Annotated in this window: 19 protein-coding genes; 5 read left to right on the top strand and 14 right to left on the bottom strand. The window is 37.5% G+C overall.

The genetic code is table 11. From position 1 onward, the window contains the following. Positions 1–116: 116 nt before the first annotated feature. The 3 genes from AC3ANL_RS22190 to AC3ANL_RS22180 all read right to left on the bottom strand — a co-directional run bounded on the left by AC3ANL_RS22190 (position 117) and on the right by AC3ANL_RS22180 (position 4,585). A complete protein-coding gene (locus AC3ANL_RS22190; protein ID WP_488326521.1) occupies positions 117–2,261 on the bottom strand; it encodes a glycoside hydrolase family 3 protein in 2,145 nt (714 codons plus the stop codon). A gap of 923 nt (positions 2,262–3,184) precedes the next feature. Beyond that, positions 3,185–3,499 (bottom strand): hypothetical protein, encoded by a 315-nt coding sequence (locus AC3ANL_RS22185; RefSeq protein WP_488326520.1) that lies wholly within the window; start codon positions 3,497–3,499, stop codon positions 3,185–3,187. A gap of 186 nt (positions 3,500–3,685) precedes the next feature. After that, on the bottom strand, positions 3,686–4,585 hold the full coding sequence (locus tag AC3ANL_RS22180) for a VanW family protein (RefSeq protein ID WP_488326519.1): 900 nt from the start codon (positions 4,583–4,585) through the stop codon (positions 3,686–3,688). 275 nt (positions 4,586–4,860) lie between these two features. Here AC3ANL_RS22180 and AC3ANL_RS22175 point away from each other — a divergent pair, with 275 nt between their 5' ends. The 3 genes from AC3ANL_RS22175 to AC3ANL_RS22165 all read left to right on the top strand — a co-directional run bounded on the left by AC3ANL_RS22175 (position 4,861) and on the right by AC3ANL_RS22165 (position 6,605). Next, positions 4,861–5,247 carry a VOC family protein gene (locus AC3ANL_RS22175; RefSeq protein WP_488326518.1) on the top strand — a complete coding sequence of 129 codons (387 nt, stop codon included), beginning with the start codon at positions 4,861–4,863 and terminating at the stop codon, positions 5,245–5,247. Positions 5,248–5,418: 171 nt separating this feature from the next. Further along, on the top strand, positions 5,419–5,931 hold the full coding sequence (locus AC3ANL_RS22170) for a DinB family protein (protein ID WP_488326517.1): 513 nt from the start codon (positions 5,419–5,421) through the stop codon (positions 5,929–5,931). A gap of 206 nt (positions 5,932–6,137) precedes the next feature. Beyond that, entirely contained in the window at positions 6,138–6,605 is a 468-nt protein-coding gene (locus tag AC3ANL_RS22165; RefSeq protein ID WP_488326516.1) for a phage tail protein, read from the top strand. 149 nt (positions 6,606–6,754) lie between these two features. Here AC3ANL_RS22165 and AC3ANL_RS22160 read toward each other — a convergent pair whose 3' ends face one another. Further along, positions 6,755–7,531, bottom strand: coding sequence for a TraR/DksA C4-type zinc finger protein (locus AC3ANL_RS22160; protein ID WP_488326515.1), 777 nt, complete (start codon positions 7,529–7,531; stop codon positions 6,755–6,757). 185 nt (positions 7,532–7,716) lie between these two features. On the opposite strand from AC3ANL_RS22160, the gene AC3ANL_RS22155 reads away from it, so the two are divergent. Next, positions 7,717–8,937 (top strand): cation:proton antiporter, encoded by a 1,221-nt coding sequence (locus tag AC3ANL_RS22155; RefSeq protein WP_488326514.1) that lies wholly within the window; start codon positions 7,717–7,719, stop codon positions 8,935–8,937. A gap of 142 nt (positions 8,938–9,079) precedes the next feature. Here the strand turns inward: AC3ANL_RS22155 and AC3ANL_RS22150 are convergent, their stop codons facing one another. From AC3ANL_RS22150 to AC3ANL_RS22135, 4 genes are all read right to left on the bottom strand, one after another. After that, positions 9,080–10,324, bottom strand: coding sequence for an MFS transporter (locus tag AC3ANL_RS22150; protein WP_488326513.1), 1,245 nt, complete (start codon positions 10,322–10,324; stop codon positions 9,080–9,082). A gap of 78 nt (positions 10,325–10,402) precedes the next feature. Then, positions 10,403–10,981, bottom strand: coding sequence for a DUF2087 domain-containing protein (locus AC3ANL_RS22145; RefSeq protein ID WP_488326512.1), 579 nt, complete (start codon positions 10,979–10,981; stop codon positions 10,403–10,405). A 252-nt stretch (positions 10,982–11,233) separates the two neighbouring features. Continuing rightward, entirely contained in the window at positions 11,234–11,404 is a 171-nt protein-coding gene (locus AC3ANL_RS22140) for a hypothetical protein (RefSeq protein WP_488326511.1), read from the bottom strand. A 198-nt stretch (positions 11,405–11,602) separates the two neighbouring features. Then, positions 11,603–12,157, bottom strand: a complete 555-nt coding sequence (locus tag AC3ANL_RS22135; RefSeq protein WP_488326510.1) for a hypothetical protein — start codon at positions 12,155–12,157, stop codon at positions 11,603–11,605. A 474-nt stretch (positions 12,158–12,631) separates the two neighbouring features. Here AC3ANL_RS22135 and AC3ANL_RS22130 point away from each other — a divergent pair, with 474 nt between their 5' ends. Further along, positions 12,632–13,291: a DUF429 domain-containing protein gene (locus tag AC3ANL_RS22130; protein ID WP_488326509.1), complete on the top strand. Its 660-nt coding sequence runs from the start codon at positions 12,632–12,634 to the stop codon at positions 13,289–13,291. A 171-nt stretch (positions 13,292–13,462) separates the two neighbouring features. Here the strand turns inward: AC3ANL_RS22130 and AC3ANL_RS22125 are convergent, their stop codons facing one another. The 6 genes from AC3ANL_RS22125 to AC3ANL_RS22100 form a co-directional block, all read right to left on the bottom strand. Further along, positions 13,463–14,002, bottom strand: a complete 540-nt coding sequence (locus AC3ANL_RS22125) for an NADPH-dependent FMN reductase (protein WP_488326508.1) — start codon at positions 14,000–14,002, stop codon at positions 13,463–13,465. A gap of 234 nt (positions 14,003–14,236) precedes the next feature. Next, positions 14,237–14,719 (bottom strand): MFS transporter, encoded by a 483-nt coding sequence (locus tag AC3ANL_RS22120; protein ID WP_488326507.1) that lies wholly within the window; start codon positions 14,717–14,719, stop codon positions 14,237–14,239. A gap of 275 nt (positions 14,720–14,994) precedes the next feature. Then, positions 14,995–15,786, bottom strand: a complete 792-nt coding sequence (lsrF, locus tag AC3ANL_RS22115; protein WP_488326506.1) for a 3-hydroxy-5-phosphonooxypentane-2,4-dione thiolase — start codon at positions 15,784–15,786, stop codon at positions 14,995–14,997. Positions 15,787–15,794: 8 nt separating this feature from the next. Then, a complete protein-coding gene (locus tag AC3ANL_RS22110) occupies positions 15,795–16,154 on the bottom strand; it encodes a cupin domain-containing protein (RefSeq protein WP_488326505.1) in 360 nt (119 codons plus the stop codon). 19 nt (positions 16,155–16,173) lie between these two features. Beyond that, on the bottom strand, positions 16,174–17,739 hold the full coding sequence (gene lsrK / locus AC3ANL_RS22105) for an autoinducer-2 kinase (RefSeq protein ID WP_488326504.1): 1,566 nt from the start codon (positions 17,737–17,739) through the stop codon (positions 16,174–16,176). Next, complete coding sequence (locus AC3ANL_RS22100) at positions 17,717–18,685, bottom strand: sugar-binding transcriptional regulator (RefSeq protein ID WP_488326503.1); 969 nt, start codon at positions 18,683–18,685, stop codon at positions 17,717–17,719. Before AC3ANL_RS22100 ends, lsrK begins: the two co-directional genes overlap by 23 nt. Positions 18,686–18,819 lie beyond the last annotated feature (134 nt).

The raw sequence follows: 18,819 nt of genomic DNA, 5'->3' as shown, positions 1-18,819 counted from the left end.
GGCTTTTTCTTATTCAGTTAACTTACAGTTTATTCCAATAATCATTTAATTTTAGGGTATAACTTTATGTTATACCCTTTTTATCAACATGCCGTGTTTTGCAATTATAATTTATTTCATCGAATGTAAGATTCATTTTTAATGACTTTTGAAATAGCATTTTGGTCCACTTCATTATAATCTTTGAAGATACTCTTCAAGAATTCACCGATACCGCCGGACTTTGCTACTTTATACTCTGTATTATAGGATAGGCCAAAACCGTAACCATACTTGTCACCGGATTTTGCCTGGTATACATAGGAAGGGGATTCATCAAAGCCAGGTACGTCCATTTTTTCTTTTGCTACGGCTTTCTGATTTGCTGGAATTGTTAGAGGAAGTTTTCCCGTTGGATTAAATATCCCACGAATTACATCAATTAAAGCTTCCGTTTTCACTCCGAACGTTCCAATGACAGCCGCTGCATTCGGTTCAATTTCTTGAATCAGCCAAGGACTACTAAAGTTGATGGCAGTAATAGTTGGTACTGATTTCTGTATTTTAATAATCCGATTTTTATTATGAATATTTGTATCCGGTCCTATGGAAATCAATGGTTGCTTCGAAAGCAGATCTTGTTTGGGTTTTATCCAAACAAGTGCATGTGTTGCTTCTTCCAAATGATCCGTCAAAGTGATGTTTGGATCATATTTCTGAATGGTTTTTTTAAATGCAATCGTATTTGCATCCTTCTCACCAGCTGGGAACGACTCGACATAAAGTTTCATATCTTTTATTTTTTTATTATTTAGGGGCAAAAGATTCTGATCATTGCGTAATAAGACGATAGACTTCCGATGGGCTAAATCTGCCTTTTCTTTTGAGGAAGAATTGTTAACCACTTCAAGTGCCTTTTTCGCATCCACATACGGGTTTTCAAATAAACCTAATTTCATCATTTCTGTGAGCAAATATGCTACGGAATGATTGATTTGCTCTTTACTTACCAAACCTTGTTCTACTGCATTTATTAATGGTTGTGGATCATTCTGTCCGGCAAAAATATTTGCTCCAGCTTCCAATGCTTTAGCAACTCTTTCTTCTTTCGGCAAATGTTTAGCACCCCATGCCATATCAATTATTGCCCCTGTATCTGAGTTGACATATCCTTTAAAACCAAGTTTTTCACGCAATAAGTCGGTTATAAAAGCTTTGTTAAAAATAAAACCGACTTCCTCAAATTGCTGGTTTTTCTTAAAGGGAGGAAGCCCTTGATCTGCACTTTTATTACTTGGATAAGCATAGTAAGGGAGTATTGAAGTTGTTCCAGCTTCAATGGCTGCTATAAACGGGGGCAGATGATACTTTTGCAAACTCCCTGCTGTTGGATAAAGATTAAAATTTCCTTCCTCAAAATGTGGATCTTTCCCCAAATATCTTGTTCCCCCGCCAGGAAAATGCTTTGTTGTCATAGAAACACTATTATTGTCAAGTTTGTCACCTTGAAAACCTTTTATTAACGTATAATTGATATCTGAAACTAGTTTAGGACTTTCTCCAAATGTTTCTAAAATTCTTGCCCACAACGGTTGTGTTGCAAGATCAGCATTGTAGCCATACATTTTACGAAGACCAGAGGATGTCCATTCTTTTCGTGCAATTTGAGCAAAGTCTCTAATCAAATCAAGGTCTCGGGTCGCAGCGAGTCCTAATGAATCTGGAAATATGGTAAATTGACCAGGACCATCTTTTGCGGGTACATAGTAATCTTTTGCTTTTTTTAAATCTGTAATATCTGCGATCATAGTGAAATGGTTTCGTGGATTTGAAATAAGAACTGCCGGTATCCCTAATCTTGTTCCTTCAGTCCTTTCTTGCAGTATATTATTTGTATTGGCAATCACATCAGCACTAGGTGACTTACGATAAACAAAATAACGTGCATGTTGATCAATTAAATTGTTCGGCTGTTCCATCTTTGACCCTTCAATTTCCTGAAATTCAGGTATTATCATAAGTCCGGCTTTTTCCTCTAGGGTCATTTTGGATATAAGGTCAGCGACTCGCTTTTCAACCGTTAACTCCCAGTTTTCATAATCATCTAGTTTTCCATTTGAATTTAAATCTTTAAATACTTTTCCATTGACAGTCAGCGTTTCTTTTACCCGTGCCAAGACCTGCAGGTTAACATTTTGGGCATCCACCGAAGGTATGATAAAAAGAAAAGATAAAACCATTGTAATTAAATAAGTAAGAGCCTTTCTTCGTTTCAAATTCATCCATTTCCCTCATTTCAATCTCTAATTGACTGATGGTTTAGTCTCCATTTTCCACTTAATATTTTCCTTTGGAGAAAAATTATCCACTCAACGCAAGGTAAAACAAAAAACTTGTGGGAAAATGAAGTCTCTCTTCTATAGATAAAGTAAATTGCTGTATTAAATAGACCTTTTATTAGAATGATTGCTTGTGAAGGAATGCACTTAAAGTAACGGGGCTTGAGTGAAAGAGCGTTTTTCGTATCCTTTAAGTAATTGATTACAAGAATTCAAAGATCAGACTGCATTATTCAGCGTTTTTTGCTAAAAGGTTTTATTTAAAACAAAAAATTCCACCCTGATTATGACTCAGGGTGGTTTTATTATGGAACCCAAGTAATTATATTATGGTCGATTGATCTTTGACTAGATAAAAGGAGGTTCTTTTTCATTCACTTGTTTAATGTTTTTTTGGGGGTAATGCCTTTTGCTTTTTGTGCAAGAGAATGTAATTTACAAGCAAAAGTAAAATCATACCTAAAAGAGTCCAGATGAATTCACTTAAATTCACAACAATCCCCCCTTGAAATTGGTTATATATTTCTATGCTATACACGACTGTTTTATGTGTGGGACATTTTTAATAAGGTTAATTAGTTTCTAAGTTCCTTATGAAATTGATTCAGAGATAGGATATGTTACTAAGTATTCAGACATGGAAGGGTCTTATTCTAGAAACTTCTCAAACACCTTTGAAAAAGGTACTAAATATTATTCAATCAAGGGTATTAGTACAGATGAAGTTATAGCAATTGAAGAATCAGATGGTTGATATTTAAAGGCTAATAGAGAAGGGAAATATGAAGTAAGAAGTGCATTTGAAGGCTGTCGGGAAGTATACAAATGTGGAGAGGAAAATTTAAGAGATAAGCACCAGAAAGTGCTTACCTAATAACCTCATCCAGAGAAATGATTTTATGATTTAACTCCTTATTCGAATCTAAAACACCTATTACAAATTGATTATCTTCTGTTATTGTCGCATATCTGAAACGTTCATCCCCATTAATAAGGAATGCTGTTTCCTGTTTTGCCTCCAACTTAGCAAAGACATCAGCTGTGTAATCGAGTGGTAGAAAATCATCTAATCCTTCTGTTGGTCTACCAACCCAGTGGAAGAGGAGATCTTTGATTGCATATTGCTCAATCATCGATAGATTTTTCTTGAATTTTAGTTTATTCACCGATACTGTGTTCACTTAATCACTCCTAAGATCGTATGTATAGTCTATACTTTAAAATACCTAACTACAACGGTATTCCTGTGACATAATATTTACATTTTGATTTCGAGCTAATGAAATTATGGGTCCAATTTGTCAATCCTTTTTTCTTATGGTGCAACGGTCGGTTAGTAAAAAAAGAAAAAGCCCCCAAGTAAATATTTACTTGGGGGGCTGTTTTTCATAGGGAAGATATGGAACTTTCTTAGGCGTATATGTAATGACATCAGAAGAAAAAATTCCAATTATTAATTTGTTATCTATCGATTTTGCAAGTATGAGTATAGGTTGATTGTAATCATTTTTAAAGATCAAATCAGGTCCATTCCAACTAACGGTGGCATCCCGCTTTGGTGGAACATATGAAACCTCTTTACTGTGTGAATTACGCTGAACAACTTTTAAACCAGCATTATCAACTGCATTAAAAAGGGTAGATGATACTTGACAAATTCCACCACCAAAGTCCTCTGAAAATTCCCCATTAACGATTACAGTTGCTTGCATATATCCTTTTCCTGCTGTTCTTTCTCCAACCACTTTATTAAAGGAAAATACCTCATCTGGAAATAGAACATAATTATTAATGGCTTTTGCAGCAAGATAAATATTATTGTTTCTTTCTTTGTTATTGGAATTGAAGAATGTTACATATTCCCCAATTTTTTCACTTCTAATATTTCCAAGTAATTCACTATCGACCCTTGGATAAATAGCTAGTAAGGGTACTTCTAAGGTAGATGAACCATTATTAAAATAATAAGAAAAAATATTTTCTGTGAAAACTTGGCGGTTTAAACGGTAACCGAGTTGTTCTGGTATAATATTCCCGTTTTTATCTATAATTGCATTTTTAGGATTTTTAGTTACCTGCTGGTCAATATCGTCCATGAATTTTTTAAACTTTTTTGTATCCAAAATGGGTAATATAGGTAAGTCCATCGAAAAGGTAGTACGGTTGGCAACGGAGATAGGATCACTGTTGTTAGTGATTACTAAACTTCCTGGCATCATCACTTGTTGAGATAAAATTATTAGTCCAAGCGTCCAACTAAAATTCATATGCTTAAAACCTCCCTAATTTAATTATGGGTTAAAACAGCCATTTCATGTAATAGCAGCTATTCATTTATTACGGTCATTTCTGGAAATAAAACCTTTACAACAATGATTGTGAAAAATTTCACTTTAAGTAACGGGTGCAAGAGAAGGAATAGTTACCTAATAGGGGCATAGACCAAGGAGGATTATTACTCTCTTTTCTTGAATCTTGATATTAAACTTTATTAGGCAGGTCTGTGGGAGATAAAACAAAAAAATGACGGAAGGGGAAGTTTATGAATTTTAAATCTCCACAAATTAATCTATATGTTGATAATTTAGAAAAATCAAAAGGGTTTTATCAAAAACTGGGCTTTACACAAACCTTTGTAGCGGAAATAGGTGGTAAGCCGTTACATTACGAACTAATATTGGATGGTTTCAAGTTAGGTATAGCCACTAAAGAATCTACAAAAGAAATTCACGGTTTAAACCCTGGGCAAAATATGGGTTGTGAAATTGTAGTATGGACAGAAGATACCGATTCTGCCATTCAGTATTTAATTGAAAATGGTGCAACTATGTTATCTAATCCTCATAATTTTTTAAATGACTTAAGGTCGGGATGGGTACAAGACCTTGATGGAAACCCAATACAAATCGTTTGTAAAAGAAAAAAATAAGTTTTCTTCAACTAATGGTGAGTGATCCAGGAACAGTTTATATTAATTATGTAAAAACACGAAAGGTTATAAAGGATAGTAAAATAATACTAAAAGTATACTTTTCACCATGGAGAATATATACAGAATAGGAACCTAGATATTTACTTTCTGGTGAAGGGGGAGAATTTCATGAGTAATTTAGTAAATGACAATCTGTATGAAACGAGAAGTAACTTAGTAAAGGAGATTACTTCATTAAGTTATACTGAATTTAATGGTAGGCTTGGTATGGATATGTGGAGTATAGCACAAGTTTGTCATCACTTAGTTTTAGTGGAACAGGTAACAATAAAGGCTATTGAATGGGGATTAATAAAGGTTGATAATACTCAAACAGAGCGTAAAAACGTTCAACTTATGTTGGATCGAACGAAAAAGTTTAAAGCTCCCGAAATCGTTGAACCTGATGTAGAACCATTTGAAGTTCAGTCAATCATTGTTTTATTAAACGACTCTAGAAAAAAATTTCTGACTTTCCTTAGTAAAATAACGGATAAATCGATATTGGCGGAAAAATCATTTAAGCATCCTGCCTTAGGTGAATTACCACTTGACCAATGGATTGAACAGATATATTTGCATGAACAAAGACACACAGAACAAATAAAAGAGATAAAATTACTTTTAGATGCGAGGCACTAAACTTATTATTATCAACAGAATCACCTGTTTGAGTAAAGGGTGCAAGAGCTTTAGAGTGGGTTCCTGCGGCAGCCTGTTTTCTATTTACGCTAACCTGGCAGGATAATTATAGTAGAAACTTGTGTATACTTATATCGTGAAATATCATACGGAGGCATGTGGATTCCTGTTTATTGGGAAATAAAGAGAGAAAAGGAGGGATGTAAATGTCCTATATCGTTGATTTTAAAAATGTGTCTACGGTTGGTTTAGAGTCTTCACCGGTAGTAGAAGCGCTTGCTGGTTTACGTGCTAATGAAGCCCGTTACTTTATGAACAAATACAAGCATGAATTTACGGTTGTACCAGCGAGCGAGTCCTGCGAGACCCTTGATTATGTGAACCGAATTTTGAAAGAAGAACGTGATATTGAGTTTGCGGCCAAACCTTTAGAAACGTCGCGTTTTCAAGTGGAAAATATCAAAATAGCCTACGTCTTTTATGAGGATGGTCTCTCGGTCAACGTCATGTATACGGTTGATGACCCTAAGCCGAAGCGGGCCGTTGGTTTTAAGCTTTCTGAGGGAATGGAGGTACCAAAGGAGTTAGAAGGGAAGTTTAAGTTTGCAAGGCAGAAGTCTAAACTAGCTGGAACAATTCGGGGCTCGTATTTTGTAATTAAAGGAGAATATTAAAGTAAGCAAAAGCGCAAAAAGAGGAATCAAGCCATTGCGGTCTGTCTCATCCACGCTGGGATCAGGCCTATATGGATGCATGGATGGAGAAACAATATTGACTAATGATTTTCTAATATCCTAAGCCCTGGAAAAAGCAGAGACTGAAATTATTCAGTCTCTGCTTTCTTATCATCTAGTTTATCATCTAAATAACTGTCTCTGTTTTTATATGGAATATCGCCAATTTTGGAGTCAATCCCTTTTCTATCTAAAAGTTCCTCGTATTGTTCCATCTTTCTGTTCGGCAGCACGTTCTTTTGCTGACCCGTAATGTCTGTGGCTGAATACGTTTCGTAATCCTCCGTATAGGATTCTTCGTTTTTTCCTTTGTTGTATAGATCATTATAGCTATTATAATCCCCAACGAGGTCGGCAGGAGTTTCCGAGGTTCCAAACCGGGCCACTTCCGCAAAACTATCTTGAGTATCGACAACACCATGTTCTGGACTATGTCTGAAGGAATTAGCTTCGGATGGCTCTAAGAGGTCTTCCTCTACTGGGCGATACTCTTCGTCTGATGTTCCTGGAGAGTGATTGACACAATATAAGGTTGAAGGAAGAGCTTCCAGCCGCTCAAAAGGAATGTCTACTCCACATACCTCGCACTTTCCATACGTACCTTTTTCCATGGCCGCCAGTGCCGTATTAATTTTTTCAAGCTCTCCCTCCTGGTGATCCTCTAAGGCCATTTCTCGTTCACGTTCGAATAATTCTGTACCTAGGTCTGCAGGATGATTGTCATAAGCTGATAATTCATCGACGGTATCCCGCAGGCTTGCATCATTATTACTGTACTTATCGTTAATATTTAGTTGGCCTTCAATGGCCTGTTTGTCCTCATCAAGCCTCTTTTTTAATGTATCAAGCTGGTTTGTAGACAGCATTATGATTCACATCCTCTTTTATAGTTGCTGCTAATCTCTTAAAATATACCCTTTTTGCATAGTATAAAAACCACTGAAAAAATTCTACCAAGCGCTTACTTTTTTGAGCATGTCCAAGTTTGATAGACTTTTTGAACTAGAACAGATATACTTTTCCGTTAGTAAGGAAAAAGGAGTGTATGTTTTTGTTTCATTTTTTATTGAGTTTAATGATAGTAATTATTATTTCTCAATTATTTGGTGCTCTAGCAAAAGTGATTGGCCAGCCTAAAGTAGTTGGGGAAATGATTGGTGGTATAGTCGTGGGCCCTTCTTTTTTGGGTATCCTGTTTCCCAGTATTCAAGAGTGGCTGTTCAATAAAGAAATAAAGGAACAATTGTACCTATTGAGTCAGCTTGGAATATCTTTATATATGTTTCTAATAGGAATTCAAGTAGGTAAAGAAAAGATGGAGGAAAAGCTGCTAAAGAATGCTGTACAACTTGCACTAGTGGGGCTCATTCCTACTTTTTTTATGACATTTGTATTAAGTTGGTATAGTTATCCTTCTTTAGAACAAAAATTTACTACTCAATTAGTCTATTCTTTGTTTATGTCAGCTAGTATCTCTGTAACCGCCTTTCCTGTACTAGTACGAATTTTAGATCAACAAAAGATGATTAAAACAAAGCTGGGGAGGTTTGTTGTTTTAGGTGCAAGTATAGATGATGTCATCGCATGGGTCATGCTTCCAATTATTCTGTCCATTGCCAGCCTAAACTTTTCAGTTAACAGTATGAGCACGATCATTTATATGATCATTTATCTTTTGGTGATGTTTTTTATAATCAAACCTATTTTAAAATATATAGTTACAGATAAGTATAAGGCGGTAAATAATGAATTTTTTGCTTTATTTCTTTTAGTTTTTTTATTTAGCAGTCTTGTATCAGAAAAGATTGGACTTCATGCTATTTTTGGAGGGTTTATAGCAGGATTAATCGTCCCTAAATTAGATAGAGTCACTAAAGAGTTAAATACTAAGATTTCAGATTTTGTTAATACACTATTGGTTCCTATTTACTTCGTAATTTCTGGTTTTAATGTTGATTTAAGCTCTTTTACAAGTAGTAATCATTTAGTCACCGTTTTCATGTTTATTGGACTGGCATTTATAAGCAAATATTTTGCATGTATGATTTATGCAAAAATAATAGGTTATAGTTGGGGAGAGTCCAGTGCTATAGGGGCTTTAATGAATGCAAGAGGATTAATGATCTTAATCTTTGCCAACATTGGTTTAAGTAGTAAGTTAATTTCTAATACTGATTATAGTATTTTGTTCCTTGTTGCGGTTGTTACCACTGCCCTTACTTCCCCATTAGTAAAAAGGTCTTTAAACCATAAAACAAAGGTTCAGGTATAAATAGTTAGTCACCATTTTAAAGGGGCTGTCCAAAAATCAGTAAAAACTGAATTTTTGCGGACAGCCTCTTTCTTTTTTATCAATTCATAAAAGTTGTCGATAAAAGAGTCTAACTTTTCACAGTATGCCTTAACACATGTCTTCATAAACGGGAGGTGAGATTTTTTGGAGAGATTCTCCTGTGCCGATAGGCTTTGGATGAAATAACAGCAAGTATGAAAAGAGCAATCAGGATATAGGCAATCCCGCCAATCAAACCTAAGGAGCGCGGTGCCAGATAATTTAGGGCGAATCCAGATAAAAACATCGATAGCCCCAATATCGTGTTTCCGAGCGTTGCTAATAGTCCAAACATCATTCCTTGATGCTCCTCAGGAATTTCCTTCATTAAAATGGTATCGAAGCAGGCATTGCCAATCCCTGACATAAAGCCCGCCCCGCAAAATAGAAGAAAGGCAAAGACCACCATATGGGTTCTACTTAAAAATAATAGACAGGCTCCCTCTAGCATTAAACAAAGTAAACCTATACCTAAAAAATGATTTCTTAGGCGATTGGCAACCAAATAGCTTAAGGTTAACCCAATCCCTAATGCCCCATAAAATAGACCCACACCGATATCGCCCAGCTGATACTCCTTCACAGCGTAAACACTAATCAGGACATTATCGATTCCGTTCATGAAAGCAATTAAGACCTCACAGATTAAAAGGATGAGAACGGGAGCAGACATCAAAATAATTTTTTTGAATACAGCGAACAGCGCAACTTTTTCATTAGGCTCATGGCCTTCCTTTACTCGTTCATTTTCGGAGAACCGAATTGTCGAGATGATCGCGGCTGCCCCTAAGAAGGAGGCGGCATTGAACCAAAACGTTACATTTGCTCCGAACATAAAGGCCACGATTCCTCCTGAAAAGGCTCCACCGATTAAAACAATCCCAATCAATACTTGTTCCAAGCTATTCACCCTTATGAGCAGATCTTTGTTCACGAGGAGAGGGATGGCAGCCTTTCTTGTTGGGCTATAGATGGCTTCTCCAGCAGCTAAAAGGAATGAACTGAGATAGACAATCCAAAGATCCTCTTGACTGTGAACAAATAAGAAGGACAAGGCAAACACAATTCGAATCAAATCGGTTGTAACTAAGATGATTTTTCTCGGAAACCGGTCTGCCAGCCATCCGCCTAATGGTCCAAAAAAGATAAAGGGAATTAACCGGATGGCCAACGTCATGCCGACGGCCAAACCTGATCCGGTTAGTTGTAAAAGCATCGCCAATACAGCAACGGAACTAAAGCGATCCCCAATTCCATTCACCACTCCGGCAAGGAATAACTTCCGATACTGTTTTTCTTCCTTTAAAGCCGAAATACCCAAAATCATCACCTACTTTAATTGTAATCTAATTTTATATATATCTAATTAGCTGATCAAAAAAATTGGACGCCGGGTGACGTCCTTTCAACTCAACCACCATAATTCTATAGGGTTTAATTCATATTGATTATTTTCTCGGTACATATACTGACACATGATGAGTTCGCGTCGTAGTGTGGCATAATCCTCATGGAACTGCTTTAAGTATTCATTGATTTCTTTTTCCGGATAGACTTTGCCAAATTCTAACCCTTTAACCATATGCGCAAGGACAACAAGCTTTTTCTTTCGTTGGGCAGGAACATTTTTCAGTTTTCCATCTTTTGTGAAGAAGTTATCGAGAATCGCAGTGCGTTCCTCCGCTGTTACGGACATTTCCGAACTCGCGTCTCCTCCGGTTCCAACCGTTAAAATGGCTTTGGCACTATTTTCTAATGTCTTGGTGTTAAGCGAAAAATAGATCGTGTTTTTATCACGTTTTTCTTTTATAAGGCCAACCTCTCTTAGTTTCGCGATATGGTGGGTAATCGTTGGCGGTTTGAGCCCGAGCTTTCCTGCAATCGCTTGGCCATGCAATGGACCCTGTTGGAGCAGACCGATAATCCGAACCCGTGTAAGATCGCCTAGTGCTTTATGGAATTCAACAATTTTATTTATTTGCATTCTGCATTCACCTGCTTTAATAATTATCTAATTAGATGATAATCGAATTACTATAATTAATCAATGGGTAAATATAGTTGAAACACGTTATTTTTCTTTTGTAAAAGAGAGTTATTTTTAAAGATACAAAAAAGAAGTAGTATGTAACTTTAAAAACGTTACATACTACTTCTTTATATACGGTAGACACCCTTTATGCAATAAGAAAAAGCCGCCAATGAAAGGCAGCTGGATCTTTAACTTTTGTAAAGGTTAGTGATATTCCGAATAAGATTCAATACTTTCTTCTTTTTGTTCAATTTCATTTATTTTTTGACGTGTATATCTATTGGAATATAACAACAATAAAAGAAATAAAACTAAACATCCGCTAATAATCAACAAGAAATATTGGAACCAAGCACCGAAATCTAAATAGTCCAATTATAATCCTCCTTTTCATATTAACTTTTCCTTACTTTAGGGCACCAATTAACTAAAATTTATATACCCAAAAACAAGTAGATGAATCATATAAATGAACAAAAAAATTTGTAACCCGACCCCCTATTCAACCTATTGCCAAATAAATAAGGCTTACTGCCGAAATAGTAAGCCTACAAACGATTGGATTATATTAAACTATGATTTGACCTTTATTCCTGCAAAAATAAATCCAGCCCCAGTAAACAGTGCCCCAAGGACCTCAATCATAGTCTGGAAATCACCCGCTACACTCGCTGTTGCAAACACGATCGTGCCAATCAGCAGCGAGTAGCCTGCATAGGCAGGAAGCACCTTTCCTCTTATGATCGAAATTCCTAACAAAATCATACCTATAACAAATAATAGAGGACCAAACGTATAGAGTGGTTCGTTAGCAGGTGTGGTGAAGACAAGGCTAGATTTTTTCATGGAAGCCTCGGCCATTTCCACATAGACAATCGCTGTGACGATGATATTGCCAATGTTCCCAAGGAGCATCGCTAAGAATCCAACTACTCCATTTTTCTCTCCTTGATATATGTACAGACAAAAAAACACAAAGATCAGCAGTAAATGAGCCAGGAAAATAAGTAGGCTTCCAGAAATGGAGCCATAATCCCCCGCGCCTAGATTTAGAGTATGGGCGACAATCAGCAGGAGCCCTGCCAGTATAGAGGTGATTTTTCCTAGACGTGCTATCGATTGATTCATATCGTTTCACTCCTTTAATTTTATATAGTTAATGGCTTGGAAAAAAGTAGAATGATAGAGCTGACATCATGTCTGACAAAGCATGAACAAAAATGAGAGGGACGAGCCAGCGCGTTTTCAAAGAGACGATTGGAATCATGACCCTGGAATAACCATGATAAAACGATAGAGTGAGTAATATATAAAAACGGAACGGGAAGAGCGATATGCTAAAGGGCCCAAAAGATTATGAAGAAAATCAACAAGATTCTTGGTTGGTTTGGCAATTTTTCAACTCCTTTCATAATCACTTTACTAACAGTTAAAATTGTTTTACTATTTAGAACATAAAATGAACTGTTAGGAATGTAAAGTAAATTTTTCCAAAAAGGAGTACGAGCTTTGCAGGGCGGAATCACTTGAGGTCTTATTGGGAAATTCATTAGCTCATTATTTGAGAGTCATCTCATTATCTAAAGAAAGTGATGGTTATATATGAGAGTCATAGGTATTGATTTATCAGGGCCAAGTAATCATAAGGATACGGTCCTTACTGTTTTTGAAAAACAGAGAAACCAATTAAAATTTGTGAAATGGATTAGTCCTATCAGTGATCAAGGGATATTAAATGAGATTTTAGAACAAAGTCAATTAGATGAAGTCGTAGTAGGCATTGATGCCCCTTTATCTTACGAAGATGGGGGAGGGGACAGGCAAGGGGACCGGGAACTTAGAAAGTTTATTGTTTCTTTAGGAATGAAGCCAGGATCTATTATGCCTCCTACACTAAATCGAATGGTGTATTTAACGCTAAGAGGAATTAAGCTTAGTAGAGAAATTGAGAATCTTAAAGCTCCCAATCCTATCTCAATCGTTGAGGTTCACCCTGGAGCTGTGATTGGGTCAAGGCTGTCAAAAGCTGATTTTGAATTTGTGCTGAACTACAAGCAAAATTTGTTATCACGAATGTTTATTTGGAATTGGCTAGGCCAGCAGAATTTAATCGAACTCCCTGTTTTAGGAGAGGAACCGAGTCATTGGATTGATGCCTGTGCGGCTGCATTAGGTGCTTGGCATTGGAAAGAGCCTCAATTAAAATCAAGCTGGATATTCCCAGCAAATCCGCCCCTCCATCCATACGACTACTGTTGTTAAGGCGGATTTTATGATATATCCGCTAATTATTAGATGATATCCGCGAATCCAGGTCACATATCCGCGAATCAAAAAAACAACAATATTATAGATAATTTAAAAAATGAAAAAGGGGCTGTCCTAAAGCCAGTGAAAACTGGACGATAGGACAGCCCTTTTGCATGCAGTATATTAGAATTTTTTCATCCAAGTCATGAAGTTTTCGATCACAGAATCTAAAAATTTTACAGTTGCTTCATCTGTTAAGTTACCTTCAGCATCGATTTTTGTATGTGCGGCACCCACATAAACTTCATTGCCGATGAGTACTGGTGAGCTAAGACCAGCAGCAAATAAAATATCACGTAAATGCAGTTGTGCTTTCACCGTACCTAAGACTCCCATAGAAGCACCCATTATAAACGATGGTTTACCGATCATGACTTTATCGACACGTGATAACCAATCAATAGCGTTTACTAAAACGCCAGGAACGGTACCGTTATATTCAGGTGTTACCCATAAAACAGCATCTGCAGCTTTTACTTTTGCCTTGAAATCAACAACCGCTTGAGGTGGTTCATTTTCGATATCTTGATTGTACATAGGGATATCATTTAATGGTAAAATTTCAAGATCAAATTTGTTCACATAGCGAGATTTAATATACTCAGCTAATTTTTTGTTTAATGAATCCTTGCGAATACTACCGACAATTGCGACTACTTTCATGTAAAAACCTCCAATAATTGAATATCAGTTGATTTAGTAGATTAGACATACTTTGATATTGATGTAGAGACTTTTTAGATGCATCTACAATAGCTGCTGACAGTTTACCCTACATCAATAGAATCCAGTTAATTTTATAGTAAAGTAATAATAATTCATAATAAAAAGCACTTTTACTTTTGTAATGAGGGGAGTTTTGATCAACTCTTATTACTCTTCATTGATGTCTTATAGTCATTTATATGCGTTTTTAGCAGTTGTTGTATTACTTACAATAATGGCATTTTGATCTTGAATTTGAATGGACTGCTTAGCTTGTGGTCGATGATGGAACAGATAGTATAGGATAACCGATAGTAAAGTAATGATCCCTGCTACAGCATACATCATGCTGTAATTAACGAAGGAAGCGATTAGTCCCATAAAATAAGAACCTAATCCATAACCCGAGTCAAAAAACAAAAAGAACGTTGCCGTTGCAATCCCTCTACGATGGATAGGGGACAGCTTCACAGCAAGAGCCTGAAAACATGGAAATAGTGCCCCATATCCAATTCCCATTATTAAGCCGGAAAACAAAACCATCATTCCGGAATGAGCTTGACTTAACATGATTAAACCGAAAGCAAACATCAAAATGGCTGGATAATACAAATAATGTTCTTTATATTTATCAAATACTTTCCCAACGATTGGCCGAAACAATACAATCATCATGGCAAACACAACAAAAAATAAACTTGCAAATTGAGTTTGATTAATTTCAGCAGTAAAAGAATCCTAGAATATTTCGAACTTTGACTAATCTAAATAAAAAAATATATGTAACTCTCTTAGCGGGGGAATGAGTTTTTTACTAGCTTTTTTTCATGAAGTTGTTCTCGTCTCTATTGCGAAAACCGGCACACCAAAAAACCGCCCTTAAGCTATGCAGGCGGTTTTTTACCAGAATCGCTAATTTCATTTTGCAGACCACTTGTGAGAGTGGTCTTTTAAAATACCTTAGTCTGGGTAAGTTGTGAGTATAAATCGAGTGCTTCTTTCACAGATAAACCTTTGTGGACAATTCCGTTAATGGCTCGGATCATCGCTTCCGGGTATTCGGACTGCCAGATATTACGGCCCATATCGACGCCGGCTGCGCCCTGATTCATCGCATTATAGGTTAGGTCAAGGGCGTCTTTAATCGTTTCCAATTTAGGACCGCCGGCAATGACAATTGGTACGGGACATGTGCTTGTTACTTTCTCGAAGTCCTCACAATAATAGGTTTTAACAATGTCTGCGCCCATTTCTGATGCAATCCGGGAAGCAAGGCTTAGGAATCTAGCATCCCGTTTTTCTAGTTCTTTGCCGACAGCGGTAATGGCCAAAACAGGAATTCCATATTCATGTGATTCCGTGACCACATTCGCTAAGTTAGTCACTGTTTGCGTCTCGTTAGCAGAACCGACGAAAATAGAAACACCGACACCAACAACATTGTGTCTAATGGCTTCTTTTACTGGGGTAACGATGTGTTCATTGGAAAGATCATTTAGGACACTAGGACCGCCGGATACACGTAACAGGATTGGCTTATTAACGTCTGCAGGTATACAAGCATCAAGTGTCCCCCGCGTGACAAATAAGGAGTCTGTGTGAGGTATTAGGTTTTTAACAGTTTCACCTGGCTTTTCCAGGCCGTGGATGGGCCCGAGAAAATAGCCGTGATCAATGGCAAGCATAACCGCTCTTCCATTTGGTAAAATTTGATTCATCCTGTTTTTAAATCCCCAATTCATCTATTCATTCACTCCTTCATGTTTGGATTTTCGACGATCACTGTATCTCTTTCGCTGATATGTGGCGATTTTATAAAGACCGCCTTAAAATCAACGGTATTTGTATTTTTTAAATAGTGTTCTTCCATTGGACTTACCTGAAGCATATCACCTGGTCTTACATGGACAGGCTTACCGTTTATATAAATATCAATTTCACCTTCAAGAATATAAAAGATTTCTTCACAGGTCGTATGATAGTGGTTATCGTGGTCATCACCTGGTTTTAAAAGGACTACTCCCAAATCAACATTGGGTCCTTTTGTTAAGTATTTTGGGCCGTGGGTATCATAACGATATTGATTATTTTCCTCGCTTGTGTGAAACATTCATTTCACCTCCTTTCAATTAGATGGTTAATCCAGGAGCAATCCACATATGGGTAGTCATGCCTAAATCCGCTAATTTAAGCTGTTCGGCGTAGACTTTACGCCAGTTTTCATAGATCGTTTTATATTTTTCGTGGTTTTCTAGATTAGGAGTGTGGATTCTTTCCCATTTCACTATGTCAGCAATAGCAGATTCTAAGCTTGGGTATAAACTGGCACCTACTCCTGCAACAATGGCAGTACCTAGTGCGGCAGCTTCCTTCTCCACGGGTACTTTAATAGGAATCCCAAGAACATCTGCTAGGGTTTGGCTCCAAAGCTTGCCTTTTGAGGCGCCGCCGGCAAAAATTGCTTCTTTAGGAAATTGCCCGGTTACTTCTTCCACAACTTTTAGATTTCCATAGGTTATGAGGGCAGCATTTTCTTGTATCGCTTTAAACATTTCTTTTTTACCAGTTTTGTTGGGATCAAGGCTGAGGTTAAGGAAGGATGGTGCGGCATGTCTCCAAGAGATATAATCCATGACATCAGAAAAGATGGGTATGATCCCATTCGAGCCGATTGGGACGTCTTTTGCCTTTTCTTCTAGGATTTCATAGGCATCCCGTCCTGTTTGCTTGGCTTCGAGCTTTTCCAATTCACAAAAGGCATCTCGAAACCATCGCATGACAAGGCCGGGGAAGAAGGCAATGGTTTCAATTTGCCACAAATCAGGAACAGCATGACAATTTACACGAATCCGATTGTGGGGATCCACGTTCGAAGTCTTAATGTTAATTTCCTGCTGCCAAAAGCTGCCGCCGCAAATAACGGTTTGGGTATCCTTAATGGCACCGACACCAATGGAAGCCAGCTGGGCATCACCACCGCCACTAAAGACAGGGGTGCCTTTTGCAAGACCAGTATAAGAAGCAATTGACTCTGGAATCGTTCCAAGTAATTCACCTGCTTCATTAACGGATGGGAAAATATTTGCTTTAAGCTCACAGGCCTCAGCAATTGCTGGAGTCCATGAACGACTTTTTATATCGAAAATTCCTGTGGTACAGCCATTAGAAGGGTCAACTTGAAGTTTGTTAGTGAGTTTATAGAGGATCCAATCGTTGATCATGGTTAAGTAGGAAATTTGTTGGTAGATTTCAGGCTGGTTGTTTTTAATCCAAAGGAGGCGGGGGAGGGCACCCAGCGCAAAGGTTTGCCCGCTAAGCTCATACAGCTTTTTTTCAAGCTCATTGTCACTGTTTTTAAGTTCCTTGGCTTCTTCCACCGCGCGGGCATCCACATTGGCGCAAGCCCAGATTTCTTTGCCATTCTGATCATAAAGGACAAATCCTTCACGCATGCTTGTTGCACTAATGGCCTTAATCGCTTGAGCGTCAACCCCCGATTGGACGAGGACCTGTGAAATACAGGTCTGAATGATTTCCCAATTCATTTTTACATCAAAATCCATTGAACCGGGATAACGGGGATCTTCAATATGTGTCCATTCAACCTGGGAAACGGCTATTTGCCTGCCGGCTGTATCAAAAAGCACGGCGCGGACACTGCCAGTCCCGGCGTCAAAGACGAGGATGTACTCCATTCAAAAAAACCTCCTTTTTAATTAGAGCGTTAGCTGTTTCTTCATCAGTAATTAGGGTATCGATATAACCTCCTTTTAAAGCACCAAATATAGCATCGACCTTCTGGGCACCACCGGCAACGCCAATGACATTATTCAGCTTTTTCAAGGTGTTGAGATGGGTGCCGATTAAGCGATGATGGTGTGGTAATTCAAGAATATGCCCATCAGCGTCGAAAAATTGCCCCAAAATATCGCCTACAGCATTTTGATTTTTAATGTAAATTAATTCATTCAGGGTCATCTTTTCTTCTTTAATAATCGTTGATTCTGATGATAGGCCGCCAATCCCTACCACAACATGGTTGGATAGGCTTGCTAAATCGAGAATATTCCTGACAGGTGGCTCAGACAGCATATTTTTCGCCATTTCTTCTGTGGATGCTAGGAAGGGTGCGGGAATGACATGAATGCCGCCTTTGAATTTATCCAAGCCGCCTTCTAAAGAGTAATCACGTTTATGGAAGTAATAATTAACTCCTCCTGTAAGAGTGACCATTGATACTTGAATAAAAGGATCGATCGTTAATGATTCAATTGTCCGGGAGACAGCTTCGCCCCAGCCGAATCCTAATAGTTCATTATTGCTAATATTATTCTCAATATATTGTGCAGCTGCTTTTGATAGGGAGCGGCTCAGTTCCTCCTTAGGTGTAGGAATAACGAAAGCACGCGGAAGGTTAAATGCATCAAGCAGCTGGTGCTCGATTTCTAAACAATTCACCCCATGACCTTTAATATGAAATTGAACAATATTTTCGGCACGTGCTCGGTCAAGTAAACGAACCACTTTATTTCTTGATAAATTGAGCCTATCTGAGATTTCGGTTTGGGTTAGATTATCCTTGTAATAATACCAGGCAACTTTGACTAGAAGATTTTCGGTAAATGCATCATTGTTTGACAAAGTCCTCAACCTTTCAACAAATAATCATTTGGTAAACAAATGTTCAACTTTAATATCGAGTATAGGGCCTGAAAAGTAAAAAGTCAATTATTTCTAAATATTTAGATTATTTGTTATTAACGTATTGACTATAG

Source organism: Neobacillus sp. DHD-1R (genome assembly GCF_057747995.1).
The sequence above is the reverse complement of the archived record's forward strand: the minus strand, read 5'-3'. Positions and strand labels throughout refer to the sequence as shown.

Excerpts from the sequence above, each read along its gene's own strand:
- AC3ANL_RS22180 (WP_488326519.1), bottom strand. The coding sequence starts at position 4,585 with ATGAATTTTAGTTGGACGCTTGGACTAATAATTTTATCTCAACAAGTG.
- AC3ANL_RS22145 (WP_488326512.1), bottom strand. The coding sequence starts at position 10,981 with ATGCAAATAAATAAAATTGTTGAATTCCATAAAGCACTAGGCGATCTT.
- AC3ANL_RS22110 (WP_488326505.1), bottom strand. The coding sequence starts at position 16,154 with ATGTTTCACACAAGCGAGGAAAATAATCAATATCGTTATGATACCCAC.
- AC3ANL_RS22150 (WP_488326513.1), bottom strand. The coding sequence starts at position 10,324 with ATGATTTTGGGTATTTCGGCTTTAAAGGAAGAAAAACAGTATCGGAAG.
- AC3ANL_RS22190 (WP_488326521.1), bottom strand. The coding sequence starts at position 2,261 with ATGAATTTGAAACGAAGAAAGGCTCTTACTTATTTAATTACAATGGTT.
- AC3ANL_RS22170 (WP_488326517.1), top strand. The coding sequence starts at position 5,419 with ATGAGTAATTTAGTAAATGACAATCTGTATGAAACGAGAAGTAACTTA.
- AC3ANL_RS22120 (WP_488326507.1), bottom strand. The coding sequence starts at position 14,719 with ATGATGATTGTATTGTTTCGGCCAATCGTTGGGAAAGTATTTGATAAA.
- lsrF (WP_488326506.1), bottom strand. The coding sequence starts at position 15,786 with ATGAATTGGGGATTTAAAAACAGGATGAATCAAATTTTACCAAATGGA.
- AC3ANL_RS22135 (WP_488326510.1), bottom strand. The coding sequence starts at position 12,157 with ATGAATCAATCGATAGCACGTCTAGGAAAAATCACCTCTATACTGGCA.
- AC3ANL_RS22160 (WP_488326515.1), bottom strand. The coding sequence starts at position 7,531 with ATGCTGTCTACAAACCAGCTTGATACATTAAAAAAGAGGCTTGATGAG.
- AC3ANL_RS22175 (WP_488326518.1), top strand. The coding sequence starts at position 4,861 with ATGAATTTTAAATCTCCACAAATTAATCTATATGTTGATAATTTAGAA.
- AC3ANL_RS22130 (WP_488326509.1), top strand. The coding sequence starts at position 12,632 with ATGAGAGTCATAGGTATTGATTTATCAGGGCCAAGTAATCATAAGGAT.
- lsrK (WP_488326504.1), bottom strand. The coding sequence starts at position 17,739 with ATGGAGTACATCCTCGTCTTTGACGCCGGGACTGGCAGTGTCCGCGCC.
- AC3ANL_RS22125 (WP_488326508.1), bottom strand. The coding sequence starts at position 14,002 with ATGAAAGTAGTCGCAATTGTCGGTAGTATTCGCAAGGATTCATTAAAC.
- AC3ANL_RS22165 (WP_488326516.1), top strand. The coding sequence starts at position 6,138 with ATGTCCTATATCGTTGATTTTAAAAATGTGTCTACGGTTGGTTTAGAG.